Source organism: Paraburkholderia sp. JPY419 (assembly GCF_050435705.1).
GTDB lineage: Bacteria > Pseudomonadota > Gammaproteobacteria > Burkholderiales > Burkholderiaceae > Paraburkholderia > Paraburkholderia youngii.
This window is the reverse complement of record NZ_JBNDKV010000002.1, coordinates 1,442,772-1,469,000: the sequence shown is the minus strand read 5'-3', so window position 1 is coordinate 1,469,000 and position 26,229 is coordinate 1,442,772. Positions and strand designations below refer to the sequence as shown.

The window sequence follows — 26,229 nt, the reverse complement described above, 5'->3', positions numbered from 1 at the left end:
TGAAACCCGCACGATGGGGAGCATGAGATGAGTTACGAGTGGCTGACTTTGTGGGGCTACGTGCCCGAGTTTTTGAGCGCGAGCTGGCTGACGTTGCAGGTGACCGTGCTGGCCTTCCTACTGGCGCTAGTCCTGGGGTTGTTGACCGCGCTGGCCGGCGCTTCTCCGCTCGCGCTGCTTCGGTGGATCGCCCGTGGCTACGTTGAAGTCATCCGCAATACGCCTGTCCTCCTGCAGATTTTCATCGTGTTCTTCGGTCTGCCGTCGGCGGGTATTTCGCTCGACGCATACTGGGCGGGCGTCATTGCGCTCGGCCTCAACGTCGGTGCTTACCTGTCGGAAGTGTTCCGCGCCGGCATACAGTCGGTGCCGCGCGGCCAACTCGAGGCTGCCGGCATTCTCGGCCTCGAACGCGCGCAGATCTTCGTCGAGGTCGTCTTGCCGCAGGCGACGCGCGCGGTCTATCCGGCCATCGTCAACTACCTGATCCAGTTGCTGCTCGGCACGTCGCTGCTGTCCGCCATTGCATTGCCGGAGTTGACCGGGACGGCGACCGTGATCAACTCGCGAACGCTTCTCTACCTTCAGACGTTCAGCGTGACGCTCGTCGCGTATCTCGTGCTCAGTAACGTACTGTCCTGGCTTGCGGGCCAGCTCGGCGCGCGGATCTTTCATCCTCCCCTCGCCATGCCGGCGCGCAGCGGTTTCAGGACAGGCTTTATGCGCCGGACGAAGCGGGCCTGATTCCCGGATTGGAGTTGGATCATGTCAGTCGAATTGCTGAAAACCAGTCTATCGATCCTGCTGCAGGGTCTGGTGACGACGCTGTTGCTCTCCATCGCGTCCATTGTGGGCAGCACGTTGATCGGCCTGTTCGCCGCGGTCTTGCGATGGTTCGGCCCGTGGGGCACCGACCGCATCGCCAGACTCTATACGGAGCTGTTTCGCGGCACGCCGGTGCTCATCACGCTGATGTTGATCTATTTCGGCGTGTCGTACTTCGGTTATGCGATCGACGTGTTCGCCGCCGGCGTCATTGGCTTGAGCGTCTATCAGGGCGCCTATATCGCCGAAATTTTCCGCTCAGGGATCGAAGCAGTACCCAAAGGTCAATGGGAGGTATCGCAGATCCTCGGCCTCACGCGGGCTCAGGCGTTCTCGTTCGTCGTGCTGCCTCAGACCGGAAAGATCGTGTTGCCGCCTCTCGTCGGTCAGTATCTGTCGCTCATCAAGGACACGTCGATCGTCAGCATGATCGGCATGTCCGAGTTGATGCACGGTGGCCAGGCGATCGTCGACCGGATCGGCAAGCCGGTGGAGATCTATGGACTCGTCGCACTCATTTACTTCGCCGTGTGCTTCCCGCTTTCGCAATGGGTGCGCCACCATGACCGCAGGAGATTGTCGTGAGTAACCAAAGCCAAACCAGGCCGATCATTTCACTGACGGGCGTCAGCAAAGCATTCGGTTCGACGAGAGTGTTGAACGAAATCAATCTCGAGGTCCGCTCGGGTGAAGTGCTGGTGCTGATCGGCGCGTCCGGCTCGGGCAAGAGCACGGTCCTGCGAATCATGGCGGGATTGGAGACCACCGATTCCGGCGAGGTCTGGGTCAACGAGGTGCCCTTGCATGATCCACGTCGAGCACGGGAGATTCGTGGCCACGTCGGCATGGTCTTCCAGCAGTTCAATCTGTTTCCTCACAAGACCGCGCTCGGCAATGTCACGCTCGCGCTGATCAAGGCGCGCCGCATGAGTCCGGCCGACGCGCGCAAGCGCGCGATGGAGACACTCGATCGCGTCGGGCTCGCGGACCGCGCGGAACACTATCCCAGCCAGCTTTCGGGCGGTCAGCAGCAACGCGTGGCGATTGCGCGCGCGCTCGCGGTCGAGCCCGGCATCATGTTTTTCGACGAGGCGACGTCCGCGCTCGACCCGGAGCTGGTCGGCGAGGTCACCGAGGTGATGCGCGGGCTCGCGCGCGACGGCATGACGATGGTCGTCGTCACGCATGAAATGGGCTTCGCTCGCAAGACCGCTGACCGCGTCGTCTTCATGGACAAGGGCGTCATCGCCGAGCAGGGCGATCCGGAGCAGATCTTCGTCAATCCCTCGAACGAACGCACCCGGCAGTTCCTGCATCGAGTTCTCGACCATTGACGGTCGGATCAACGCATTACGGAGTGAACGCATGGCTGTTACAGAGTCGTCTCGGGCGAGAGGCGTGGACCGCGTGATCGCGATCTTCCGGCAATTGCATATCGCCCAACGCCCGCTGACGATGCGCGAACTGATCGATGCAACCGGTGCGCCGCGTTCGAGCATTTACGAGCTGGTCGCGATTCTCACGGAAGTGGGCTGGCTCGAGACGGCCGCGGATGGCAGCGTGTTCTTTGGGCGCGAGATGCACTACTACGGGTCCGACTATGCCACGCACAACGATCTGATCAGCCGTGCGCATCAATCCATCCTGGGACTGGTGAGGAAGTACGACGAGACCACGCAGCTGTGCATGCTGGAAGGCAACAAGTACACGGTCGTGTTGTCCGAGCACAGTGCGCGGCCCTTCAACATCAGTTCGGACATCGGCGTGAGAGTGCCGATACCTTGGACCGCTACGGGACGTCTGCTGCTGGGTCACCTGAGCGCCGACGAGATTCGCGCGCTGATTCCGGCGGAAGATTTCATCCTCGACAATGGGGCGAGCATCGATTTCGACGCATTCCTGAAGGACGTGCAGGCCGCAAAAGAACGAGGCTACTGCTGCACCGAAGGACTTTCGAACGCGTTCAGGCTGTGTATGGCAGCGCCGATTCGCGATCGTGCGGGACTGCCTATTGCAGCGCTGTGTTTCATGACTGGCCGCGACACGAGCCCGGACAGGCGCGGCGTGATGCTCGACGATCTGTTGCAGTCCGCGAAAGCGCTGTCGCAGAGATAGCGCCCGGCCTCAGAGCGTCGGCAACAACTCCGGGGGATGCGACTTCAGTGTCTGCCGCGCCTCGCGGAATTCCGGAAAAATCGATTCGACCGTCTGCCAGAAGCGCGGACTGTGATTCATCTCGCGCAGATGCGCCAACTCATGGGCGACGACGTAATCGATGATGGACAGCGGAAAGTGGATGAGCCGCCAGTTCAGGCGGATCTTGCCGTCGCTCGAACAACTGCCCCAGCGCGTCGCCGCCGAAGACAGCGCATACGAGCGATAGTTGACGCCGAGCATCTGCGCGTAGATCTCGAGACGTTCGCCGAACAGCCGCTTCGCTTCGCCTTGCAGCCAGCCCTGCACGCGATCCTTGATCTGCTGCGGATCGGCTTGCAACGGCAGCGGCAATTGCAGCGCGCCGTGCTCGGCGCTGAACGCGAGCATGCCTTGCGGCGCGCCGAGCGTCACCCGCACCGGCTGACCGAGGTAGGGCACTTCGGCGCCATCTTTCCAATCGATCTTCGGCAGCGCACGCTGTTCGACGCGCGTTTGCCATTCGATCAGCTTCGTAAAAATCCAGCGCTGCTTTTCGGTGATCGCGGTTTCGATATCGGCGAGCGTGACCCAACGCGGCGCGGTGATCGTGAGGCCGGTGCTGTCGATCGCAAAGCCGATCGAGCGGCGCGCGGAACGCTTGAGCGCGTAATGCAGCGTGCGTGAACCGATGGTGAGGCTGCGCAGCTTGCTGCCATCCGGCGCGAGCGGCGCGACGGGTGGCCTGGCCGGCGCTGTGCCGGATGAACCCGGCGTGGAAGGTGAAGGGGTCGACGACGTCGACCCCGGCTCGGCGAAGAGCGGGAGATCGAGCTGCCGGTTTTCGAGCGCCGCGGCGGGCTGCGGCGTGGGAGACTTCTGCATCGGCTTCGCTTCGCGCAATACGCCCTCGGGCTTCGAGGGCGTGGCGCGTCAGATGGGAGCGGCGGCGGAGTCGTTAGCCGCCGCGCTGTAGGCAGTCGGATCGATGCGGCGCATTTCTGCTTCGATCCACTGTTCGACGCGCGTGTTCACTTCGTCGGGCGTGAGCCCCGTCGTTTCGATCGGCTTGCCAATCGACACCGTGACTATACCCGGATATTTCGTAAACGAGTTGCGCGGCCACACGCGACCCGCATTGTGCGCGATCGGTACGACCGGCGCGCCGGTCGCGATTGCGAAGCGCGCGCCGCCGGTCTTGTACTTGCCCTGCTTGCCGGTCGGCGTGCGCGTGCCTTCCGGAAACATGATGACCCATGCGCCTTCGGCCATGCGCGCCTTGCCCTGGTTCGTGACCGATTCGAACGCGTACTTGCCTTCCTTGCGGTTGATGTGAACCATCTTCAGCATGCCGAGCGCCCAGCCGAAGAACGGCACATACAACAGCTCGCGCTTGAACACGTAGCACAGCGGTCGCGGCATGATCGCCGGAAACGCGATTGTTTCCCACGCCGACTGATGCTTGGACAGCAGCACGGCCGGGCCGTTGGGCAGGTTCTCGAAGCCTTCGATGCGGTAGCGAATGCCGTTCAGGTAGCGCACCGCCCACAGCGTCAGGCGACACCAGCCGGCCGCCATCCAGTAGCGGTTTTCCGCGCGCAGGAACGGAAACGCGATGATGCACGCGGTCGCGTACGGCACCGTGACCACAACGAAATAAATCAGCAGCAGCAGGGAACGGATAAAGCGCATCGGCGTGGTCGGTGAGGGTTGGGAGCGCGCGGTGCGCGTTTATTCCTGCGCGTCGGCGAGAAAGTCGAGCGCGAACGCGCGCAGGTCGTCGTGCACGATCGTGCCTTCGGGCAGGCCGCCCGCGGCGAGGGTCTTGCGGCCCTTGCCGGTCAGCACGAGGTGGATCGGGTGACCGAGCGCCGCGCCCGCTTGCAGATCGCGCAGCGAATCGCCGACGGTCGGCGTATGCGCCGGATCGACCTCGAAACGCTCGGCGATCATCTTCAGCATGCCGGGCTTCGGCTTGCGGCATTCGCAGTGATCTTCCGCCGTATGCGGGCAGAAGAACACCGCTTCGATGCGGGCGCCGACCGCTGCCGCCATCCGGTGCATCTTCAGATGCATCGCGTTCAACGCGTCCATGTCGAACAGACCGCGGCCGATGCCCGACTGGTTCGTCGCGATCGCGACGCGATAGCCCGCCTGGTTCAGACGTGCGATCGCTTCCAGCGCGCCGGGCAGCGCAACCCATTCGTCCGGCGACTTGATGAACGCGTCGGAGTCGACGTTGATCACGCCGTCGCGGTCGAGGATCACCACTTTCTTGATCGGCATGGCGCGGTGCTCAGGCGGCGAGTCGGGAAATATCGGCGACGCAGTTCATCTGCTGATGCAGCGCGCCGAGCAGAGCCAGACGGTTCGCGCGCAACGCCGGGTCTTCCGCGTTGACCATCACGTCGTTGAAGAACGTGTCGACCGGCTCGCGCAGCGCGGCCAGTGCCGTCAGCGCACCGGTGTAGTCGCGCACGGCCAGTTGCGATTGCACGCGCGGCGTCACCTGTTCGAGCTGCTCGTTGAGCGCCTTCTCCGCTGCTTCGGTGAGCAAGCCGGCCTGCACGCCGCCGTTCGTCACGCCTTCCGACTTCTTCAGGATGTTCGAGATCCGCTTGTTGGCCGCCGCCAGCGACGCCGCTTCGGCCAGCGACGCGAATTCGCGCACCGCGTCGAGGCGCGCGACGATGTCGTCGAGCCGCGTCGGGTTCAGCGCGAGCACCGCGTCGATTTCACCGGCCGCGTAGCCGCGTTCGCGCAGCAGCCCGCGCAGGCGGTCCATGCTGAACTCATAGATCGCTTCGGTGGAATCGGCGACGTTCGGCATGCCGGCGAATTGCGCATAAGCGATACGCAGCAGATCGACGAAGTCGACGTTCAACTGCTTCTCGATCAGGATGCGCAGCACGCCGAGCGCATGACGGCGCAGCGCGAACGGGTCTTTCTCGCCGGTGGGCTGCAGGCCGATGCCCCAGATGCCGACCAGCGTTTCGAGCTTGTCGGCGAGCGCGACGACGGTGCCGGTCGCGGTGGTTGGCAACGCGTCGCCCGAGAAGCGCGGCTGGTAGTGTTCCGAGCATGCGAGCGCGACTTCTTCCGCCTCGCCATCGTGGCGCGCGTAGTACGTGCCCATCGTGCCTTGCAGCTCGGGGAATTCACCGACCATGTCGGTGATCAGGTCGGCCTTCGCGAGGCGCGCGGCGCGGGTCGCGCGCGCGACGTCGGCGCCGGTCATTGCGGCGATCGCGCCGGCCAGCCCTTCGAGCCGCTCCACGCGTTGCAGCGCCGAGCCGAGCTTGTTGTGATAAACGACGTTCGCGAGCAGCGGCACGCGATCCACGAGCGGCTTCTTCATGTCCTGCGTGAAGAAGAACTTCGCGTCGGCGAGACGCGGACGCACCACGCGCTCATTGCCTTCGACGATCTCGACCGGCGTCGCCGTCTCGATGTTCGACACGATCAGGAAGCGCGAGCGCAGCTTGCCGTTCGCATCGGTCAGCGCGAAGTATTTCTGGTTGGTCTGCATCGTCAGGATCAGGCATTCCTGCGGTACCTGCAGGAATTCGTCCTCGAAGCGGCACTCATAGACGACCGGCCATTCGACCAGCGACGTCACTTCGTCGAGCAGCGCCTCGGGCATCACGACCTTGTCTTCGCCGGCATGCGCGAGCAGTTGCGAGCGGATCGCTTCCTTGCGCCTGGCGAAGCTCGCGATTACGCGGCCCCGGTGTTCGAGCGTTTCGGCATAGGCCTGCGCGTGCTGGATCTGCACGAAGCCTTCGGACAGGAAGCGGTGGCCGAGGGTGGTGTCGTCGGCGTCGATGCCGAGCGCGCTGATCGGCACGATTTCTTCGCCATGCAGCGTGGTTAGACGATGCACCGGGCGCACGAACTGCACGCTCGACCCGTCCGGGCGCTGATACGTCATCACCTTCGGAATCGGCAGCTTGCCGAGCGTTTCGTCGAGCGCGGCTTGCAGGCCGTCGGCGAGCGTCGCGCCCGGCGCGGCGTAGCGCAGGAAGAACGCTTCGGCTTTGCCGTCCTGTGCGCGTTCGAGGTCGTTCACCGTGAAGTCGGGGAAGCCGAGCGCGGCGAGCTTCTTCGCGAGCGGCGCGGTGGGCTGGCCGTCTTTATCGAGCGCGACGGAAACCGGCAGCACTTTTTCGCGCACGTGTTTTTCCGGCGCGACCGCGCGCACGTTGTGAATCGTCACCGCGAGACGGCGCGGCGTGGCAAAGCGTTCGAACGACGGTTCGCCTTCGATCAGGTCGCGCGCCGCGAGGCGCTGCGCAATGCCTTCGGCGAAGGCGTCGCCGAGACGCGCGAGCGCCTTCGGCGGCAGTTCTTCGGTAAGCAGCTCGACGAGCAGGGTAGCGTGTTGAGATTGAGTCATTGGTTGAAGTTCTCGTCAGTCCTGGTCGATCTTGCGTTCGACTTTCAGCGGCGGCGCCCACGCGGGCATCGCGGCGTCCTGCTCGTCGGTGGTGAGGCCGGGCACGCCATGCACCGGATTGCCGAGCATCGGGAAGCCCAGCTTTTCGCGCGAGTCGTAGTAGGCCTGCGCGACCAGACGCGACAGCGCGCGAATCCTGCCGATGTAAGCCGCGCGCTCCGTGACCGAAATCGCGCCGCGCGCGTCGAGCAGGTTGAACGTGTGGCCGGCCTTCAGCACGAGTTCATAGGCGGGCAGCGCGATCTGCGCATCGATCATGCGCTTCGCTTCCGCTTCGTAGCTGTTGAAGAACGTGAACAGCAGATCGACGTTCGCGTGCTCGAAGTTGTAGGTGGACTGCTCGACCTCGTTCTGGTGATACACGTCGCCATAGGTCAGGCGGCGCAGTTCGGGGCCGTTCGGGCCTTGCTCTTCCCACTCGGTCCAGACGAGGTCGTAGACGTTCTCGACCTTCTGCAGATACATCGCGAGGCGTTCGAGACCGTAGGTGATTTCGCCGAGCACCGGCTTGCAGTCGAGACCGCCGACCTGCTGGAAGTACGTGAACTGCGTCACTTCCATGCCGTTCAGCCACACTTCCCAGCCGAGACCCCACGCGCCGAGCGTCGGATTTTCCCAGTCGTCCTCGACGAAACGCACGTCGTTCTGCTTCAGGTCGAAGCCGAGCGCTTCGAGCGAGCCGAGGTACAGGTCGAGAATGTTTTCCGGCGCGGGCTTGAGCACCACCTGGTACTGGTAGTAGTGCTGCAGACGGTTCGGGTTCTCGCCGTAGCGGCCGTCTTTCGGGCGGCGCGACGGTTGCACGTAGGCGGCGCGCCACGGCTCGGGGCCGATCGCGCGCAGAAACGTATGGACGTGGGACGTGCCCGCGCCGACTTCCATGTCGATCGGCTGGAGCAACGCGCAGCCCTGCTTGTCCCAATAGGACTGCAAGGTCAGGATGATTTGCTGAAACGTGAGCATGAAGTGCCTTTCGGGCATGGTGGGCCGTGTCGCGTGCGCCTAAGCGCGCGAGCGGGCCGTGGAGCGAAGTGCTAAACCCGAGATTTTAACGGAAAGGAAGGGGGGCGGCCCGTTTTACGAGGGCGGACGGGCCGCGATGCGGCTTTTGGGCGACAGGCGGCGTGGCGAGGGTCCGCGCGCACTCAGCAAGCCGCCAACTCCGCCTTCGGCGAGAACGAATCGCTTTGCGCGATCGGCCAGTACTTCTCGAACAGCGTATAGCGAAAGTTGCCGTTCAGCAGGTCATTCGGTTCGAGGTACTTGAGGAGCTCCGACATCAACCGCACCTCATGCGACGACACGCGCCGCACGATGTGATGCGCGCGCAGCTCCGCCGGATGCCGCAGCCCGGCGGCCTGGATGATTTCCTGCAACGCATGTAGCGTGTTGTGGTGGAAGTTGAACACGCGATCGGCCTTGTCCGGCACCACCAACGCGCGCTGGCGCACCGGGTCCTGGGTCGCGACGCCGGTCGGGCAGCGGCCGGTATGGCAGGTCTGCGCCTGGATGCAGCCGACCGCGAACATGAAGCCGCGCGCCGCGTTGACCCAGTCGGCGCCGATCGCGAGCGTCTTCGCGATATCGAACGCGGTGATCATCTTGCCGCTCGCGCCGATGCGGATGCGCTGCCGCAGGCCGATGCCGACCAGCGTGTTGTGCACGAGCAGCAGCCCTTCCTGCAACGGCACGCCGACGTGATCGGTGAATTCGAGCGGCGCCGCGCCGGTGCCGCCTTCCGCGCCATCGACGACGATGAAGTCCGGCAGGATGCCCGTTTCCAGCATCGCCTTCGCGATCCCGAAGAATTCCCACGGATGCCCGATGCACAGCTTGAAGCCGGTCGGCTTGCCGCCCGACAGCGTGCGCAGGCGCTCGACGAATTCGAGCAGTTCGCGCGGCGTCGAGAACTCGGAGTGCGTCGCCGGCGAGATGCAGTCGCGGCCCATCGGCACGCCGCGCGTCTCGGCGATTTCGGGCGTGATCTTCGCGGCCGGCAGCACGCCGCCGTGACCCGGCTTCGCGCCTTGCGACAGCTTCACTTCGATCATCTTCACCTGCGGCTCGGCGGCCTGCTTCGCGAATTTTTCGGCGTTGAAGGTGCCGTCGTCGTTACGACACCCAAAATAACCGGATGCGATTTCCCAGATGATGTCGCCGCCATGTTCGCGGTGATATTTCGACATCGAGCCTTCGCCGGTGTCGTGCGCGAAGTTGCCTTTCTTCGCGCCGAGGTTCAGCGCCATGATCGCGTTGGCCGACAGTGAGCCGAAGCTCATCGCCGATACGTTGAAGATCGACATCGAATACGGCTGCGCGCGATCGGGGCCGACGACGATGCGAAAGTCGTGACCCTGGAGCCTGGTCGGCGCGAGCGAGTGGCTGATCCATTCGTGCGCGACCGCCTTCACGTCGAGCTCGGTGCCGTACGGACGGCTATCCACATCGTTCTTCGCGCGCTGGTAGACGATGCTGCGTTGCGCGCGCGAGAACGGCTTTTCGTCGGTATCGTCTTCGACGAAATACTGGCGGATCTCCGGCCGGATGAATTCGAAAATGAAGCGCAGGTGGCCCCACAGCGGGTAGTTGCGGAGGATCGCGTGGCGCTGTTGCGTCAGGTCGAACACGCCGAGCGCGACGAGTGCGGCCGGCACGATGATCCAGAACCACGACAGGCGATGCGTCGCGGCGAGCGTGGCACATACCGCGGCGAGCGCGATTGCGCACCACATGGCCAGATAGCGTCGAGAAAACATGGGGACTCCAGTGCAGTGAAGATCATTGCGGCGGGATCGTCCGCGCGAGGGGCGCGGGCGGTACCCGCCGCGAAGGAAAACTGGCGGCTGCGGGTCACGGCGCGGCGTGGACGGTCGAAGCCCGAAGATGAGGCCTGCGAATGGAAGCCAGGCGTCGCACGCGAAGGTGAAGCGAGTGTGACCGCGCCATGCGGGGGGAACAAGATGAACGGCGAGGATGAACGGCGAAGATGAACGGCGCGAGTGTGTCGGAGTGGTGTGACCCACTGCGCGCGCGCCGTTATGCATCGCTCAACGCGCGCCGAGCAACGCCGCTTTTTGCCGCGGGGTCTGCGGCTCGTCCTGCGATGCGCGTTGCGGCTGCTTCGGCTTATGCGCCTGCTTGCGACGCTGCGCGCGAGTTTGCTTCGGCGTCTGATCCGGCGGCAGCTCGGCCGGTTGCCCGGTCATCGCGCGTTCGATGATGCCGCCGCCGAGGCACACGTCGCCGTCGTACAGCACCGCCGATTGTCCCGGCGTGACGGCCCATTGCGCGGCGTCGAAGGTCAGCTCGAACAGGCCTTCGCTCGAACCGCCTGCCGCCGCGGCGTTGAACGTGCATGCCGCATCGGCCTGCCGGTAGCGCGTCTTCGCGCCGCACGCGAAGCCGTCGGCCGGCGGCTCGCCCGCGACCCAGCTCGTGTTGCCCGCCGATAGCGTATGGCACAGCAGCCACGGATGATCGTGCCCCTGCGCGACGTACAGCGTATTGCTCGGAATATCCTTGCCCGCGGCGAACCACGGCTCGCCGCTGCCGTCCTTGCTGCCGCCGAGACCGATGCCCTTGCGCTGGCCGAACGTGTAGAACGCGAGGCCGATGTGCTCGCCGACGGTCTTGCCGTCGGTAGTCTTCATCGGCCCCGGCCTGGTCGGCAGATAGCGGTTCAGGAAGTCGCGGAACGGCCGCTCGCCGATGAAGCAGATGCCGGTCGAATCCTTCTTCTTCGCGTTCGGCAAGCCGATCTGTGCAGCGATCTCGCGCACTTTGGTCTTGGGAATTTCGCCGAGCGGGAACAGCGTCTTCGACAACTGCGCCTGGTTCAGCCGATGCAGGAAGTACGACTGGTCCTTCGTATGATCGAGCGCCTTCAGCAGCTCGAAGCGGCCGTCGCGCTCGTGGTTCTGGCGCACGCGCGCATAGTGGCCGGTCGCGATGGTTTCCGCGCCGAGCGACATCGCGTGATCGAGAAAGGCCTTGAACTTGATTTCGGCGTTGCACAGCACGTCCGGGTTCGGCGTGCGGCCGGCCGAATATTCGCGCAGGAACTCGGCGAACACACGGTCTTTATATTCGGCCGCGAAGTTGACCGCCTCGACGTCGATGCCGATCAGGTCCGCCACCGACACCACGTCGATCCAATCCTGGCGCGTCGAGCAGTATTCGCTGTCGTCGTCGTCTTCCCAGTTCTTCATGAACAGGCCGACCACGTCGTAGCCCTGTTCCTTCAGCAGCCACGCGGTAACCGACGAATCGACGCCGCCCGACATGCCTACTACGACTTTCCGCTTGCTCATAAGGTACTCACTGGGTGCTGCATGACTGCATGGATCTTTTGGGGGCCGCTCGTGACGGCCTTATCGCTTCGGCCCGACCGAATGGGTATGGACGAAGTCGAGCGGGAAACGCCGGCCGGCCAGGTAATCGTCGATGCACCGCATCACGAGCGGGGTGCGATGCCGCTCGGGGCATTCGCGCAACTCATCGGCGCTCATCCACAGCGTGCGGACGATGTCGGGATCGAGCGAACTCGCCGGGTCCGGCTCGCCGCCCGCGCCGCAATAGGTCAAACGCAGGTACGTGGTGCCCGCCCGGTCCGGCCGCTCGAAGTGGGTCATGTACATGCCGACGAGCGCCTCGGGTGCAAACGGATGGGCGGTTTCCTCGAACGTTTCGCGGACCACCGCTTCCAGCAGCGTTTCGCCCGCCTCGAGATGGCCGGCGGGCTGGTTCAGGCGCAGGCCGGCGGCGGTGTGTTCCTCGACCAGCAGGAAGCGCCCGTCACGCTCGACGATCGCCGCGACGGTCACGTGCGGCAGCCAGGTTTCCGGTTTCATGGGTGCGCATTTTACCGGTTATGCGCGCCGGCTGCCGGGCGCCGCACCGACCCCTGCCGGGCAACGGCCGGCGTAAGCTGACGGCCGGTTCGCGGCGGGTTCGCAGCACGTTCGCGACCGATTCGCAACAGTTTGGCGGTCTGCCGCGCATTCGCATCGACCCCGATTTTGGCGGCGTGACGGTTTCGGTTAAAGTGGGGCCTGCGTTAGCCGTTGCATGTGCAAGCCGGCGAGCCTCGTCGGCAGATCTGTCGTCAAACAGGAAGTCGAGGAGGAACAACGATGCACATCGGAGTGCCAGCCGAAACGCGCGCGCATGAAACCCGCGTTGCCGCGACGCCCGAAACGGTCAAGAAATACGTGGCGCAAGGCCACCGGGTCACGCTTCAAAGCGGCGCCGGTGCCGGCGCGAGCTTTCCCGATGACGCCTATACGGCAGTGGGCGCGGAAATCGTCGATGCCGCCACCGCGTTCGGCGCTGATCTCGTCCTCAAAGTCCAATCCCCCACCGATTCCGAACTACCGCTGCTCAAGCGCGGCGCGACGCTCGTCGGCATGCTCGACCCGTTCAACGCCGAGAACGCGGGCAAACTCGCCGCGGCCGGCGTCACCGCGTTCGCGCTCGAAGCCGCGCCGCGCACCACGCGCGCGCAGAGCCTCGACGTGCTGTCGTCGCAGGCGAATATCGCCGGTTACAAGGCGGTACTGCTCGCGGCGACGCTGTATCCGCGCTTCATGCCGATGCTGATGACCGCGGCCGGCACCGTGAAGGCGGCGCGCGTGCTGATTCTCGGCGCGGGCGTGGCCGGCCTGCAGGCGATCGCGACCGCGAAGCGCCTTGGCGCGGTGATCGAAGCTTCCGACGTGCGCCCGGCCGTCAAGGAGCAGATCGAATCGCTCGGCGCGAAATTTCTCGACGTGCCCTACGAAACCGACGAGGAGCGCGAGGCCGCTCAAGGCGTCGGCGGCTATGCGAGGCCGATGCCGCCGTCGTGGCTCGCGCGCCAGTCGGCTTTGGTCCACGAGCGCGCGAAGCAGGCCGACGTGGTGATCTCCACCGCGCTGATTCCGGGCCGCCCCGCGCCGACGCTGCTGTCGGTCGAAACCGTGCAGGCGATGAAACCAGGCTCGGTGCTCGTCGACCTCGCGGCCGGCCGCGGCCCCGAAATCGACGGCCGGCGCGGCGGCAATTGTCCGCTGACCGAAACGGACCAGGTGGTGGTGCGCTATGGCGTGCAGATCGTCGGCTATACGAATCTCGCCGCGATGGTGCCCGCCGACGCATCGTCGCTATACGCGCGCAACCTGCTCGACTTCCTGAAGCTGATCGTCACGAAGGAAGGCCTGCTAAACATCGATCTCGCGGACGATATCGTCGCGGCCACGCTGCTGGCCCGCGATGGCCAGGTCACACGCAAAGCATAGGGAGACCGAAGATGGAAGTCCTCAATCACACGGTGATCAACCTGATCATCTTCGTGCTGGCGATCTACGTCGGCTACCACGTGGTCTGGAACGTCACGCCCGCGCTGCATACGCCTCTGATGGCGGTGACCAACGCGATCTCGGCGATCGTGATCGTCGGCGCGATGCTCGCGGCGGGTCTCACGGTGGGCAGTGCGGGCAAGTTCTTCGGCACGATCGCGGTGGCGCTCGCGGCCGTCAACGTGTTCGGCGGCTTTCTCGTCACGCGGCGAATGCTGGAGATGTTCAAGAAAAAAGAGCCTAAGAAGCTTCCGGCTGGCGGCAAGGAGGGTGCGTAAATGAGCCTGAACGTCGTCACATTGCTGTATCTGGTCGCGTCGGTCTGCTTCATCCAGGCGCTCAAGGGGCTGTCGAATCCGAAGAGCGCGCGCGCTGGCAATACCTTCGGCATGGTCGGTATGGCGATCGCGATTCTGACCACCATCGCGCTGATCTCGCGGCAGGCCGAAGTACTCGGCTCCAATCTCGGTCTCGGGCTCGGCCTGCTGCTGTTCGGGCTCGTGATCGGCGGCGCGATCGGCGCGTTCGTCGCCGCGCGCGTCGAGATGACCAAGATGCCCGAACTGGTCGCGGCGATGCACTCGCTGATCGGTCTCGCGGCCGTGTGCATCGCGTACGGGGTCGTGTCGGAGCCGGCCGCTTTCGGGCTCGTCGATCCCGAGGTGCCGATCGAGGGCTTCCTGCCGTACGGCAACCGCATCGAGCTGTTCATCGGCACCTTCGTCGGCGCGATTACGTTTAGCGGCTCGGTGATCGCCTTCGGCAAGCTGTCGGGCAAGTACAAATTCCGGCTGTTTCAGGGTGCGCCGGTCGTCTACGGCGGCCAGCATCTGATCAACCTGATGCTCGCGCTCGCGATGCTCGGCTTCGGCGTGCTGTTCTTCCTCACGCAGTCGTGGCTGCCGTTCATCATCATGACGATCATCGCGTTCGTGCTCGGCGTGCTGATCATCATTCCGATCGGCGGCGCGGACATGCCGGTGGTGGTGTCGATGCTGAACTCGTACTCGGGCTGGGCGGCGGCGGGCATCGGCTTTTCGCTGAACAATCCGATGCTGATCATCGCCGGCTCGCTGGTCGGCTCGTCGGGTGCGATCCTGTCGTACATCATGTGCCGCGCGATGAACCGCTCGTTCTTCAACGTGATCCTCGGCGGCTTCGGCAACGAGCCGGGCGCGGCCGCGGGCGGCGCGGCGGAGCAGCGTCCGGTGAAATCGGGTTCGGCCGATGACGCGTCGTTCATGATGGGCAATGCCGAGACCGTCGTGATCGTGCCGGGCTACGGGCTCGCCGTGGCGCGCGCACAGCATGCGCTGAAGGAGCTGACCGACAAGCTGGTCGAGAAGGGCATCGAGGTGAAGTATGCGATTCACCCGGTGGCCGGCCGCATGCCGGGTCACATGAACGTGCTGCTCGCCGAAGCTGAAGTGCCGTACGACATGGTCTACGAGATGGACGATATCAACGGCGAGTTCGGCCAGGTCGACGTGGTGCTCGTGCTCGGCGCGAACGACGTGGTGAATCCGGCCGCGAAGAACGATCCGAAGTCGCCGATCGCGGGCATGCCGATCATCGAGGCGTACAAGGCGCGCACCGTGATCGTGAACAAGCGCTCGATGGCGGCGGGCTACGCCGGGCTCGACAACGACCTGTTCTACATGGACAAGACGATGATGGTGTTCGGCGACGCGAAGAAGGTGATCGAGGATATGGTGAAGGCGGTCGACTAGATCGTCTGTGGTGAGCAGCCGTCAGGATCGCGGTGCATCGCCGCGATCCTTTTCATCTGTTCGGCCTCGCGTTCACATGCCGCAGCAAATCCGCGAGCCGCCTGCCTTCCTGATCCGGATACGTCTCGAGCACGGTGAGATCGCGCATCTTCTCCAGCCCGAAGTTGCGGAAATCGCTGCGCAGCTCGCACCATGCGCCGAGCGTCCAGCGCGCGCCCCAGTACGCGAGCGCGAGCGGCCACACGCGACGCTCGGTGTCGGCGCCGTTCGCGTCGGTGTACGCGAAGCGCACCACCTGGCGCGTGTCGATCGCGCGATGCAGCGTGTCGAGCTGTGTCGAAAAGTCCCCCTTGATGTGAAACGACGGCGCGAAGATCGCGAGCCGTTCGAGCGCTGCGCGCTTGTCGGCGGGCATCGCCGATGCGATCTTGGCTAGCGCGCCGCGCGCGCCGCTCGCGAAGCCCGCGCCGCCCCACGATTCGAGCATGCGCGCGCCGGCGGCTAACGCGGCGAGTTCGTCGGCGGTGAAGGTGAGCGGCGGCAGACTCGCCGAGCGCGACAGCCGATAACCGATGCCTGCTTCGCCTTCGATCGGCACCCCCGACAATTGCAGATCGCGCACGTCGCGATAGACGGTGCGCAGCGAGATGTTCAGCCAGTCGGCCAGTTGCTGCGCGGTGGTCAGGCGCCGGCCGCGCAGCAGTTCGGCGATCTGGAACAGGCGGTCGGCGCGGCGCGTCATCGTGGGCGTCGGGTAGAGGAGGAAGGGGACGGTCCCGCGATGATAGCGCCGCATGGCGGCCTTCGGTTGGGGCGCGGTGGCTGCGGATGCGCTTAGCCGTTGGTGCGCGAATGCAGCCCGAGGCGGTTGCCTTCGGTATCGGTGAAGAACGCGATATAGCCGATGTCCTGCGGCAACTTGATTACCGGGCCGTCGGTCTTGCCGCCCGCCCGTTCGATGCGCTCGAGCGCGGCGTCGACGGTGGGCTGCGCGTTCAGGTAGACGGTGACGCCGTCGGCGGCCGGCGTCATCGACGGACTATGGACGATCGCGCCGCCGGTCGCGGGCTCCTCGTAGCTGAACACGGCAATCGGCTGGCCGCCGATCTCCTGACGGTTCAGCGGGGCGTCGAGCGCGGCTTCGTAAAAGCGCACCGCGCGATCGAAATCGACGGACGGGATTTCGAACCAGGCAACCACTTTGGGCAATGCGGACATGACACTCTCCTTCGATTGGCAGTAGGCCGTTCAAGCGCCGGATGGCGTGAGAAGGAGTGTGCGGGGGTGCTGCTGACAGCGTGGTGGCAGTAGGGTGGGGAACGGGTAGCCTGCTCTTCGGGCGCGCGCTTGCGGAGGAAGGGAAGCAGCGTGACGTGGCGCAAAAAAAACCGCGGCACGAGGTCCGCGGTTTCGATGTCGACTTGCCCGACCGACGCAGTCTCAACCCGCCTGCGTATCGCCCTGCGGGCGCTGCCGCACGCTGCCGGCGATCAGGTCGAAGCGGAACAGCCGGCATTCGAGTGCGCCATTGAAGAGCGGCGTCTTCGTCGATTCGCGCAGCCGCAGTTGCCCCGGCAGCTTGCGATCCGACGTCAGGATGAACGCGTGCCATCCGGCAAAGCGCTGCTTCAACGCATTGCCGAGCAACTGGAAAAACTCGCTGTCCGGCGCTTCTTCCTGAATGCGGCGGAAGCCGTCGTCGTCGCGATTGCCGCGGCCTTCGCGAAGCTCGCCGCGCGCATTGCGGCCGCGCACTTCGATCCGCTCGCCATACGGTGGATTCGCGACGAGGATGCCCGGCGCCGAGGCAGGCGGCGTCATGTCGCGCGCGTCGAGCTGCTTGAGCGCAATGGCCGGCAAGCCGGCGCGCTCGAAGTTCGCGCGCGCTTTTTCGAGCATGTCGCCGGAGATGTCGCTGCCGAAGATCTGCAGATCCGCGCCGCGCGAGCCGCGCGCCGCGTTCTTCGCTTCGAGCGCGGCGCCCCGCAGCGTTTGCCAGGTCCGCGTATCGAACTGGATGAGCTTTTCGAAGCCGAAGCGCCGCTGCACGCCCGGCGCGATGTCCAGCGCGACCTGCGCCGCTTCCGCGAGGAACGTGCCGCTGCCGCACATCGGATCGTAGAGCGGCGTGCCGGCCTGCCAGCCGGTCAGACGCAGAATGCCCGCCGCAAGGTTCTCGCGCAGCGGCGCCGCGCCCTTGTCGAGACGCCAGCCGCGCTTGAACAGCGGATCGCCGGACGTGTCGAGGTACAGCGTGCAGTCGGTCGCGGTCAGGAATGCGAACACGCGCACGTCGGGCATCGCGGTATCGATGCTCGGTCGCGCGCCGCTTTTTTCGCGCAGACGATCGCAGATCGCGTCCTTCACGCGCAGCGTGGTGAACTCGAGACTGCGCAGCGGCGACTTGATCGCCGTGACGTCGACGCGCAGCGTCTCGTGCGCGGAGAACCACTGCTCCCAGCGCTGCTCGAGCGCGAGCGCGTAGATATCCTGCTCGCTGCGATAGGGCCGCTGCGCGATTTTCAGCAGCACGCGGCTCGCCAGACGCGAGTGCAGATTGGCAGCCATGCCGGCGGCCCAGCCGCCGCGAAAATGCACGCCGCCCGGCACCTGGGCGCCGGCCGTGAACGGGGCGCCGTTCAGATGTTTGGCGGCAATTTCGGCGAGTTCGGCCGCGAGCGGAGCTTCGAGCCCGCGCGGGCAAGGAAGGAAGAAATCGAAGGACATTGAGGTTGCCGCAAGGCGTTGGATAAGGCGCTATTGTACGCGGTCGGGCTCGGCGGGCCGGCGCGATTGGCGCGCCGGGCCGTCGTTTGCGTCGCTTGTCGTTGCGTGATCTCGCCTCGCGGACCGCCCGACCCGGCGATGCCCACAGGCATGCGGACGCCGTTGAGCTGGTTGCGCCGCCGGGCCTGTCAGGCGCCGGCTTCCGCGGCCGTTCCCGCCGAAGGGCAGGGCGGCACGACCGGCGCCGCGGCCGCCCTGGACGAAGACGAAGTCCGGCCCGTCGTGCTCGTGGTAGTGGCGGCCGCTGCCGCCATCGCGCGCACGCCCGTCGCGATCTGCGTCGACACTTGCGCGAGCGCGCGCCGATGTCCGTCGACGAGCGCGTCGTACCCGCCTCCGACCGTCTCGCTGACCACGCTGCGACACGTCATCACCGCATTGCTGCGCACGGCCCGCACGCTCCACACCGCATCGATCAACGCATGCGAGCCGGGCCACGACTCGAAGCGCTGCACGTTCATCGCGATCCGGTAGACGGCCGCGTCATCGGGGTGCGCGGTGCCGAACGTATCGATGGTGCCGAGCTGCTGCGTCAGATTCGTCGACAGCGCGCGGCGGATCTCATCGCCGGGCAGCGAGGCCCAGCGTTCCTGTTCGAGCAGCTGCACCTGAGTCGGCCCGGTCTGCACGACCAGCTGGTTTCTCGCCACCTGCGGCGGCACGTTGACCGGCGCGACTTCGATCAGCCACGCGGGCGCGGCGCCCGTGCGCGCGGCGGCGCCCGCGCTATCCGCGCCGCCCAGCGTATAGAAACGGCTCGACGGCGACGAGCACGCCGCGATCGCGAGCGCCGCGGCCAGTGCGGCGCCATACACGACGACGCCGCGTACGGCACCGCGCACGAGCGCGCGCCGCGGACGGGGGAGCCGGGCAAACATCATGGTTTATCTCCTGATTTACCGCGCAACAACGATTCGGGATGACGCTCGAGGTAATCCGACAGCGCATTCAGCGACTGCAACGTGCGCGTCAGTTCCTGCAACGCCTGATGAACGTCGGACTGCATCGGCGAATCCTGCTGCAAGGTTGCCTGGGCCGAATTGAAAGTCTGCTTCGCGGCGCTCAGCGTATCGCGCGCCTGCGGCACGACTTCCTTGTCGAGACGCGAGAACAGCTGATCGGCGTTCTTCAGCGCGGTGTTCAGGTTCGCGCCGATCTGGTCGAACGGCACCTTGTCGAGCTTCTTCGCGATGTCGGCGACCTGCAGCTGCAATTCGTCGAGCGTGTTCGGAATGGTCGGCAGCTCGAGCGGATCCTTCGTCACGTCGACCTTGGCCGGCGCCGCTTTCGGGAAGATATCGAGCGCCACATATAGCTGGCTCGTGATCAGGTTGCCGGTGCGCAGCTGGCCGCGCAGGCCGTGCCCGACGAGCTCCTGCAGCATGTTCTCGCCAGCGAGCGTGCCCGGCTGCGGCGCGCTCTCGCGGAAGCGCTTGCCGAGTCGGTCCGGGTACAGGTTCATCGTGACCGGCATCGTGAAGCTCTGCGTTTTCGGATCGTAGTCGATGCCGATATTGGTCACCTGGCCGAGCACGATGCCGCGGAAGTCGACCGGCGCGCCGATCGACAGCCCGCGCAGCGACTGGTTGAAGTTCATCACGACGCGCAGCGGGACGCCGTCCGGTTCCCGCATCGCGTCCGCTTCGTCCGAAGCGAGGCGGAACGTCTGGTTGTTCGGCGCCTGCGGGCCCATGTTCTGGCCGGGCGGCGACTGGAACGACAGACCGCCGACGATCACCGTCGCGAGCGACTGCGTGTTCAGCTTGAAACCGCTCGAATCGAGCCGCAGATCGACGCCGCTCGCATGCCACCAGCGGGTGTTGGTGCCAACGTACTGGTCGAACGGCGCCGACACGAATACCTGCATCGTCACGCCGGTGCCGCTCTTGTCGAGCGAGAAGCCCACCACCTGGCCGACCTGCACGCGCCGGTAGAAGATCGGCGAGCCGATGTCGATCGAGCCGAGCGACTCCCCGTGCAGCGTGTACTGATGGCCTTTCTGGTCGCCGGTGATGGGCGGCGGCGTTTCGAGGCCGACGAAGTCGCTCTCGCTGTCGCTCGAGCGGCCCGCGTCGGCGCCGATATACGCGCCCGACAGCAGCGTGGTCAGACCCGACACGCCGCTCGCGCCGACGCGCGGACGCACCACCCAGAAACGCGAGTCCTTGACCGCGAACTTGCCGCCTTCCTTAGTGAGCTGCACCTGCACGAGCACGTGCGACAGATCGGGCGCCAGCGTGATGGTCTTCACTGAACCGATGGCGACGTCCTTGTACTTGACCTGGGTCTTGCCCGGCTCGAGCCCTTCCGCGCTGATGAAGCTGATCGTGATCACGGGCCCGCGCTCGGTCACCGACCTGACCACGAGCGCGATGCCGATCAGCGCGGCGATCAGCGGAATCACCCAGACGAGCGATGGCAGCCAGCGGCTGCGTGGTTCGATGTCGGGGTCGGGCAGTTGGGGTGGCAGTCCTGGTCCGTTCGAATCGTTGCGCGGCGCGTCACCTGAAGCGGGCGTCGGTTCTTGCGGGCTAGTCATGGTCGAGATCCTGAGGTGTTGGGGTACTGCTTTCCACGGGGTCCCAGATGAGGCGTGGATCGAATTGCATGGAGGCCAGCATCGTCAGGATCACGACCGAGCCGAACGCAATCGCGCCAGGCCCGGCCGTGATCACGGCCAGCGATTTGAAACGCACGAGCGCCACGGTCAGCGTGACGACGAACACGTCGAGCATCGACCAGCGGCCGATGCGCTCGACCATCCGGTACAGCGTCGCGCGTTGTTGCGGACGCCAGCGCGAGCGGCGCTGCGCGGTGATGGTCAGCAGCACGAGCACCGAGAGCTTCAGCATCGGCACCATGATGCTGGCGATGAACACGATCACCGCGAGCGGCCAGTCGCCCGAAGTCCAGAAATAGACGACGCCGCTCATGATGGTGTCGTCCTCGGAGCCGAGCAGCGATGACGTGTGCATCACCGGCAGCAGATTCGCCGGAATATACAGCAGCGCCGCGGCGATCAGCAGCGCCCACGTGCGCATCAGGCTGTCGGGGTTGCGCGAATGCAGATGCGCGCCGCAGCGGCTGCAGTGCTGCGGCGTGATCGAACGGATGCGCGGTTCGACGCGCCCGCACGCGTGACAGGACACGAGGCCCGCGCGTTTCGCGGTGACGTATTTCATCGCGGGCTTATCCTTCGCGCGGCGCCGGCGGCAAGCCGGGCGGAGGGGCGCTGCCGGCGGCACCGTCAGCGCTGCCACGGGTCGAGCCCGCGACGTGCGCGGACGGCGCCGGGGGACCGGCGAGCGAGCCGAGCGCGAGCGCCGCGCTGTCGGCCGACGTGCGCGGCAACGGCCGATCGCCGCTCGCATCGATCTCGTCGGCGACATCCCACAGCACCCGCGGATCGAACGTGACGACGACCGCGAACATCAGCGTCAGCGCGCCGAACGCGAACAGCGCCGCCTCGGGGATCACGCGCGCGAGACTGACCATCTTCACGATCGTGATCAGCACGCCGAGCATGAAAACTTCGATCATGCCCCACGGCCGCACGAACTGGATCGCGCGCAGCACGCGATTGAAATGCGGGGGCACGTAGCCGGAGCGCAGCGGCACCAGCACGTACAGCAGCGCGACGAGTTCGGTGAGCGGAAAGAGGATCGTCGAGCAGAACACCATCACGGCGACGATCTCCATGTCCTCGCCCCACAGCGCGACGAGCGCGCCGAACAGCGTAGTCTGAGAGGTGATGCCGTTGGTTTCGAGTTCGACGATCGGAAAGCCCTGCGCGATCACGAACGTGATCAGCGCGGCGAGCGTCAGTGCGCAGATCGCGTCGAGCTTGCGCGATACGCCGCGAAAAAGCGTCGCGCGGCAGCGCGGACAACGCGCGGCCACGCGCCCGACAAGCAGTGGCTTGCGGAACAGCGTATCGCATTCGTGGCACGCGATCAGATTGTCATGTTCCATGCGGTAGATGGGCTAACGACGTAGTGGCGGCGTGCAAGGCCTGCTCTTTACGAGGGAAGGGGCGGCAGTGAGCAGCAATAGTACCAAACGCGGCCTTGCGACCGACGCGAAGCGCGCGCGGCGGCTCCGGCGTGCTGCATTGCAAAATTCGGGCCCGTTCAGCCGACGGTTGCAGCCAGCTTTGCGCGCTTGGGGTAGCATGGCGCCCGTGGCATCCCCAGCGGCCTTCTCCGCGATGATGCCGGCCGCATCGGCGGCGCGCGCCGTGCCGGTGCGCGGCAGGGATCGCGGAATAGCCGGCCGCGGCGCGCCGTTAACTTCTAACAGCCTGCGTTGATCTGTCATGACACTCAATCCATCGTTCGGTAACCGGGAGTCGTACACGCGGACCGCCATCGCGTTTCACTGGCTGATCGCATTGCTGATCGTCTGCGGCTTTGCGCTCGGCTGGGTGATGACCGACATCCCGGGCTTCACGCCCACCAAGCTGCGCTATTTCTCGTGGCACAAATGGATCGGCGTGACCGTGTTCGCGCTCGCGATCGTGCGCATCCTGTGGCGCGCGACCCATGCCGGACCGCCGATGCCGCGCCGCATGCCGACCTGGCAGCGCGCCGCCGCGCATCTGACGCATCTGCTGCTGTACGCGCTGATGATCGTGATCCCGCTGTCCGGCTATCTGTATAGCTCGGCGGCGAACGTGCCGGTCGTCTACCTCGGGCTGATTCCGCTGCCGCGAATCATCGCGCCCGACCCGCACCTGAAAGAACTGCTGAAGAACCTGCATATCGCATTGAATTACACGTTGCTCGTGCTGGTCGCGCTGCACGTCGCGGCGGCGCTCAAGCATCAATGGCTCGATCGCGACGGCCTGCTGTCGCGCATGATCCCCTTCCTCAAATAAGGATAACCATGAAGGTTTCGTTTTATCGCTACATGCTGGCCGCATTCGCGGCGGCGTCGCTGAGCGCCGCGGGCGCGGCGCTCGCGCAGGTCGACGTCGCGAAGAGCTCGGTGACGGCCACCTCGAAGCAGATGAACGTGCCGGTCGAAGGCAAGTTCAACAAGTTCACCGCGCAGGTCAGCTTCGATCCGGCGAAGCCGACGGCCGGCAGCGCGCAGATCGACATCGACGTCGCCAGCTTCGATCTCGGCGACGAGAGCTACAACGAGCAGGTGCGGGGCAAGGAATGGTTCGATGCGAAGACTTTTCCGCGCGCGACGTTCGTGTCGAGCGAGATCGCGCCGGCCGGCGGCAATCAGTTCAAGGTGACCGGCAAGCTGACCATCAAGGGCAAGTCGCAGACGGTCGTAGTGCCGGCCACGGTGAGCCAGCAGGGCGCGACGCAGACCTTCGACGGCGCGCTGCCGATCAAGCGCTCGCAGTTCGACGTCGGCACCGGCGAATGGAAGGATACGTCGGTCGTCGCCGACGAGGTCGTGATCAAGTTTCATATCGTCGCCGCGCACAAGTAATGCGCGCGGCGTTCGCGATGTGCGCCGCGCCACGTGGGGCGCGGCCCTTTTCCCACCGCAGGTTGCACCGCGATTTTCAACGCAAAACAGGAGCACGAATTGAAAACGTCCATGTTGATCGCTGTTGGCGCGCTGGCTTCGTCGCTGTCGCTCGGCGCCTTCGCCGCCGATACCTATATGCTTGATCCGATGCATACGTTTCCGAGCTTCGAGGCCGACCACTTCGGCGGTCTGTCGATCTGGCGCGGCAAATTCACGAAGACCACGGGCACGGTCACGCTCGATCGCGCGGCGAAGACCGGCACTCTCGACGTGAGCGTCGATCCCGCTTCGGTGCAGACCGGCAACCCGAAACTCGACGATCACCTGAAATCCGACGAGTTCTTCGACGTCGCGAAGTATCCGACCGTGACCTACAAGGGCACCGAGATCAAGTTCGACGGCGATAAGCCGGTCGAGGTGATCGGCAATCTGACGATTCGCGGCATTACGAAGCCGGTGAATCTGAAGGTCGATTCATTCAAGTGCATGCAGCATCCGGTGCTCAAGCGCGAAGTGTGCGGCGTCGAGGCGAGCACCGAATTCAATCGCGCCGATTACGGCATGGATTTCGGCGCGAAGTACGGCTTCAGCATGCAGACGCGCCTGCATATCCAGTCGGAAGGCATCAAGCAGCAGTAAGCGCGACGGCATCTTCGCGCTGCACCGCAACACGAAAACCGCTTCGGTCGTTCTCCGACGAAGCGGTTTTTTATCGCCCGCAGCCGAACGACGCGGCCCTGCGTGGCGCGTATCGGCCCGCATCCACCCGCATCGGGCATTTGTCGCTCGCTTCACCTTTATTTTTTCAGTTAAATAGAGCGCACGCAGTCATGCCGGTGGTGCGCGTTGCCGGGATGGCCAGCGCGGACGTCACGCGTTGCTTCGAATAAATATTTCGCGCAGCACAGGAGATCTGGATGAATGCAACGACAGCAGCAAGCGTCGCGGGAAGCCGGCAGAATTCGTGGCGCGCGGTGGCGGCCGCCTCGGTCGGCAACGCGCTCGAATGGTTCGACCTCGTGGTCTACGGCTTTTTCGCCGTGACCATCTCCAAACTGTTTTTTCCAGCCGGCAACGACACCGTGTCGCTGCTGCTGACGCTCGGCACGTTCGGCGTGTCGTTTTTCATGCGGCCGCTCGGCGCGATCGTGATCGGCGCGTACTCGGACCGCGCCGGGCGCAAGGCCGCGCTCACGGTTTCCATCCTGCTGATGATGAGCGGCACGCTGATCATCGCGATTTTGCCGACCTATCAGAGCATCGGTCTCGCCGCGCCGCTGATCCTAGTGCTCGCGCGGCTGATGCAAGGTTTCTCGGCCGGCGGCGAGTTCGGCAGCGCAACCGCGTTTCTCGCCGAGCACGTGCCGGGGCGGCGCGGCTTCTACGCGAGCTGGCAGATGGCGAGCCAGGGCCTGACGACGCTGCTTGCGGCCGGCTTCGGCGCGTTGCTGACGGGCGGGTTGTCGCCGGAGCAGTTGACGTCGTGGGGCTGGCGCGTGCCGTTCTTCTTCGGTCTGCTGATCGGGCCGGTCGCGTTCTACATCCGCGCGAGGCTCGACGAGACGCCCGAATTCCTCGCCGCCGAAACGACACGGACGCCGCTGCGCGACACGTTCGCGACGCAGAAGCTGCGGCTCGTGATCGCGATGGGCGTGGTGATCCTCGGGACGGTGTCCTCCTATCTGATGCTGTTCATGCCGACTTATGGCGTGCGGCAACTGGGGCTCGCGCCGTCGGTCGCGTTCGCGGCGATCGCGGTGACGGGTCTGATCCAGATGGTGTTCTCGCCGGTGGCCGGGCATTGGTCGGATCTGCACGGACGCACGCGCATCATGCTCGGCGCGGCCGTGCTGCTGTTCGTGCTCGTCTATCCGGCGTTCGCGTTCCTGATCGCGCATCCGAGTTTCGGCACGCTGATCGTGTGGCAGATCGTGTTCGGCTTTCTCGTCAGCGGCTACTTCGGTGCGACGCCGGGCCTATTGTCGGAGATCTTCCCGGTGCAGACGCGCACGACCGGCATGTCGCTCGCGTATAACATCGCGGTGACGATTTTCGGCGGCTTCGGGCCGTTCATCATCGCGTGGCTGATCAGCGTGACCGGATCGAAGGCGGCGCCGAGCTACTACATGATGTTTGCCGCGCTGCTGAGCATCGCGGCGCTGATTGGCGCGCGGCGCAAGCTGGGGTTTCGCTAAGTTCGAGGCGGTAGCGACCGCGCACGGCGTAAACGCAATCTATGGTCAGCCTGATTTTTGCAAGCGAGGCGGTGTTGGCATAAATTGGACGTGCGCAAATCTATCCGGGGTCATGATGGGAACAGGTTCCCGCCCCATGATGAGAGCCGCGCCGGGCAAACCTACAAAAGGCCTCAGCGTCTGGCGCTGTTGTTTTTACCAGGTTGCTTGCCCGGCCGTTGAGTCGTTTGTGCCTTCACGTATCTCGCGTCGCAAAACCAGGAAGGGGTTGAGTACAA

General features: G+C 65.1%; 26 protein-coding genes. 11 read left to right on the top strand and 15 right to left on the bottom strand.

The features are described from left to right. The first annotated feature begins 27 nt into the window (after nucleotides 1-27). From QFZ91_RS12865 to QFZ91_RS12850, 4 genes are read left to right on the top strand one after another with little or no spacing between them, the layout of a single operon-like run. Nucleotides 28-744, top strand: coding sequence for an amino acid ABC transporter permease (locus tag QFZ91_RS12865; RefSeq protein WP_429567455.1), 717 nt, complete (start codon nucleotides 28-30; stop codon nucleotides 742-744). Between the two features lie 21 nt (nucleotides 745-765). Further along, nucleotides 766-1,410 (top strand): amino acid ABC transporter permease, encoded by a 645-nt coding sequence (locus QFZ91_RS12860; RefSeq protein WP_429567454.1) that lies wholly within the window; start codon nucleotides 766-768, stop codon nucleotides 1,408-1,410. Next, the gene (locus tag QFZ91_RS12855) at nucleotides 1,407-2,159 is read left to right on the top strand and encodes an amino acid ABC transporter ATP-binding protein (RefSeq protein ID WP_309235086.1); all 753 of its coding nucleotides are present in this window, start codon (nucleotides 1,407-1,409) and stop codon (nucleotides 2,157-2,159) included. Before QFZ91_RS12860 ends, QFZ91_RS12855 begins: the two co-directional genes overlap by 4 nt. 31 nt (nucleotides 2,160-2,190) lie before the next feature. Beyond that, entirely contained in the window at nucleotides 2,191-2,940 is a 750-nt protein-coding gene (locus QFZ91_RS12850; RefSeq protein ID WP_368715299.1) for an IclR family transcriptional regulator, read from the top strand. Between the two features lie 9 nt (nucleotides 2,941-2,949). Here QFZ91_RS12850 and QFZ91_RS12845 read toward each other — a convergent pair whose 3' ends face one another. The 8 genes from QFZ91_RS12845 to QFZ91_RS12810 form a co-directional block, all read right to left on the bottom strand. Then, entirely contained in the window at nucleotides 2,950-3,843 is an 894-nt protein-coding gene (locus QFZ91_RS12845; protein WP_176109544.1) for a M48 family metallopeptidase, read from the bottom strand. 48 nt (nucleotides 3,844-3,891) lie between these two features. After that, complete coding sequence (locus QFZ91_RS12840; RefSeq protein WP_176109543.1) at nucleotides 3,892-4,650, bottom strand: lysophospholipid acyltransferase family protein; 759 nt, start codon at nucleotides 4,648-4,650, stop codon at nucleotides 3,892-3,894. Between the two features lie 39 nt (nucleotides 4,651-4,689). Beyond that, nucleotides 4,690-5,244, bottom strand: coding sequence for a D-glycero-beta-D-manno-heptose 1,7-bisphosphate 7-phosphatase (gene gmhB, locus QFZ91_RS12835; RefSeq protein WP_176122454.1), 555 nt, complete (start codon nucleotides 5,242-5,244; stop codon nucleotides 4,690-4,692). Nucleotides 5,245-5,254: 10 nt separating this feature from the next. After that, on the bottom strand, nucleotides 5,255-7,354 hold the full coding sequence (gene glyS, locus QFZ91_RS12830; protein WP_429567453.1) for a glycine--tRNA ligase subunit beta: 2,100 nt from the start codon (nucleotides 7,352-7,354) through the stop codon (nucleotides 5,255-5,257). Between the two features lie 15 nt (nucleotides 7,355-7,369). Continuing rightward, nucleotides 7,370-8,377 (bottom strand): glycine--tRNA ligase subunit alpha, encoded by a 1,008-nt coding sequence (gene glyQ, locus QFZ91_RS12825; RefSeq protein ID WP_013088411.1) that lies wholly within the window; start codon nucleotides 8,375-8,377, stop codon nucleotides 7,370-7,372. Nucleotides 8,378-8,559: 182 nt separating this feature from the next. Further along, entirely contained in the window at nucleotides 8,560-10,170 is a 1,611-nt protein-coding gene (locus QFZ91_RS12820; protein WP_429567452.1) for an FMN-binding glutamate synthase family protein, read from the bottom strand. Between the two features lie 291 nt (nucleotides 10,171-10,461). Beyond that, a complete protein-coding gene (gene mnmA / locus QFZ91_RS12815; RefSeq protein WP_429567451.1) occupies nucleotides 10,462-11,724 on the bottom strand; it encodes a tRNA 2-thiouridine(34) synthase MnmA in 1,263 nt (420 codons plus the stop codon). Nucleotides 11,725-11,784: 60 nt separating this feature from the next. Beyond that, nucleotides 11,785-12,264, bottom strand: coding sequence for an NUDIX hydrolase (locus tag QFZ91_RS12810; protein ID WP_429567450.1), 480 nt, complete (start codon nucleotides 12,262-12,264; stop codon nucleotides 11,785-11,787). Nucleotides 12,265-12,546: 282 nt separating this feature from the next. Between QFZ91_RS12810 and QFZ91_RS12805 the strand changes: the two genes are divergently transcribed. From QFZ91_RS12805 to QFZ91_RS12795, 3 genes are read left to right on the top strand one after another with little or no spacing between them, the layout of a single operon-like run. Further along, a complete protein-coding gene (locus QFZ91_RS12805) occupies nucleotides 12,547-13,689 on the top strand; it encodes a Re/Si-specific NAD(P)(+) transhydrogenase subunit alpha (protein ID WP_176109537.1) in 1,143 nt (380 codons plus the stop codon). A gap of 11 nt (nucleotides 13,690-13,700) precedes the next feature. Next, a complete protein-coding gene (locus QFZ91_RS12800; protein ID WP_176379007.1) occupies nucleotides 13,701-14,027 on the top strand; it encodes an NAD(P) transhydrogenase subunit alpha in 327 nt (108 codons plus the stop codon). Then, a complete protein-coding gene (locus QFZ91_RS12795) occupies nucleotides 14,028-15,479 on the top strand; it encodes an NAD(P)(+) transhydrogenase (Re/Si-specific) subunit beta (protein ID WP_176122459.1) in 1,452 nt (483 codons plus the stop codon). 52 nt (nucleotides 15,480-15,531) lie between these two features. On the opposite strand, the gene QFZ91_RS12790 is transcribed toward QFZ91_RS12795, so the two are convergent. The 7 genes from QFZ91_RS12790 to QFZ91_RS12760 all read right to left on the bottom strand — a co-directional run bounded on the left by QFZ91_RS12790 (nucleotide 15,532) and on the right by QFZ91_RS12760 (nucleotide 22,238). Further along, nucleotides 15,532-16,275, bottom strand: a complete 744-nt coding sequence (locus QFZ91_RS12790; RefSeq protein WP_368715305.1) for a helix-turn-helix transcriptional regulator — start codon at nucleotides 16,273-16,275, stop codon at nucleotides 15,532-15,534. 38 nt (nucleotides 16,276-16,313) lie between these two features. Next, entirely contained in the window at nucleotides 16,314-16,697 is a 384-nt protein-coding gene (locus QFZ91_RS12785; protein ID WP_018431914.1) for a VOC family protein, read from the bottom strand. 222 nt (nucleotides 16,698-16,919) lie between these two features. After that, nucleotides 16,920-18,206, bottom strand: coding sequence for a THUMP domain-containing class I SAM-dependent RNA methyltransferase (locus tag QFZ91_RS12780; protein WP_429567449.1), 1,287 nt, complete (start codon nucleotides 18,204-18,206; stop codon nucleotides 16,920-16,922). Nucleotides 18,207-18,394: 188 nt separating this feature from the next. Beyond that, entirely contained in the window at nucleotides 18,395-19,147 is a 753-nt protein-coding gene (locus QFZ91_RS12775; protein WP_176379008.1) for a PqiC family protein, read from the bottom strand. Further along, entirely contained in the window at nucleotides 19,144-20,805 is a 1,662-nt protein-coding gene (locus QFZ91_RS12770; protein ID WP_429567448.1) for an intermembrane transport protein PqiB, read from the bottom strand. Before QFZ91_RS12770 ends, QFZ91_RS12775 begins: the two co-directional genes overlap by 4 nt. Then, nucleotides 20,798-21,448: a paraquat-inducible protein A gene (locus QFZ91_RS12765; protein WP_176379010.1), complete on the bottom strand. Its 651-nt coding sequence runs from the start codon at nucleotides 21,446-21,448 to the stop codon at nucleotides 20,798-20,800. The genes QFZ91_RS12770 and QFZ91_RS12765 overlap by 8 nt, the downstream gene beginning before the upstream one ends. 7 nt (nucleotides 21,449-21,455) lie before the next feature. Beyond that, a complete protein-coding gene (locus QFZ91_RS12760; RefSeq protein WP_429567447.1) occupies nucleotides 21,456-22,238 on the bottom strand; it encodes a paraquat-inducible protein A in 783 nt (260 codons plus the stop codon). Nucleotides 22,239-22,581: 343 nt separating this feature from the next. Here QFZ91_RS12760 and QFZ91_RS12755 point away from each other — a divergent pair, with 343 nt between their 5' ends. From QFZ91_RS12755 to QFZ91_RS12740, 4 genes are all read left to right on the top strand, one after another. Further along, the gene (locus QFZ91_RS12755) at nucleotides 22,582-23,142 is read left to right on the top strand and encodes a cytochrome b (protein ID WP_429567446.1); all 561 of its coding nucleotides are present in this window, start codon (nucleotides 22,582-22,584) and stop codon (nucleotides 23,140-23,142) included. An 8-nt stretch (nucleotides 23,143-23,150) separates the two neighbouring features. Continuing rightward, a complete protein-coding gene (locus QFZ91_RS12750; RefSeq protein ID WP_176379013.1) occupies nucleotides 23,151-23,714 on the top strand; it encodes a YceI family protein in 564 nt (187 codons plus the stop codon). Between the two features lie 111 nt (nucleotides 23,715-23,825). After that, nucleotides 23,826-24,395, top strand: coding sequence for a YceI family protein (locus QFZ91_RS12745; RefSeq protein WP_176122469.1), 570 nt, complete (start codon nucleotides 23,826-23,828; stop codon nucleotides 24,393-24,395). Between the two features lie 278 nt (nucleotides 24,396-24,673). After that, entirely contained in the window at nucleotides 24,674-25,951 is a 1,278-nt protein-coding gene (locus QFZ91_RS12740) for an MFS transporter (protein ID WP_429567445.1), read from the top strand. The last annotated feature ends 278 nt before the right edge of the window (nucleotides 25,952-26,229 follow it).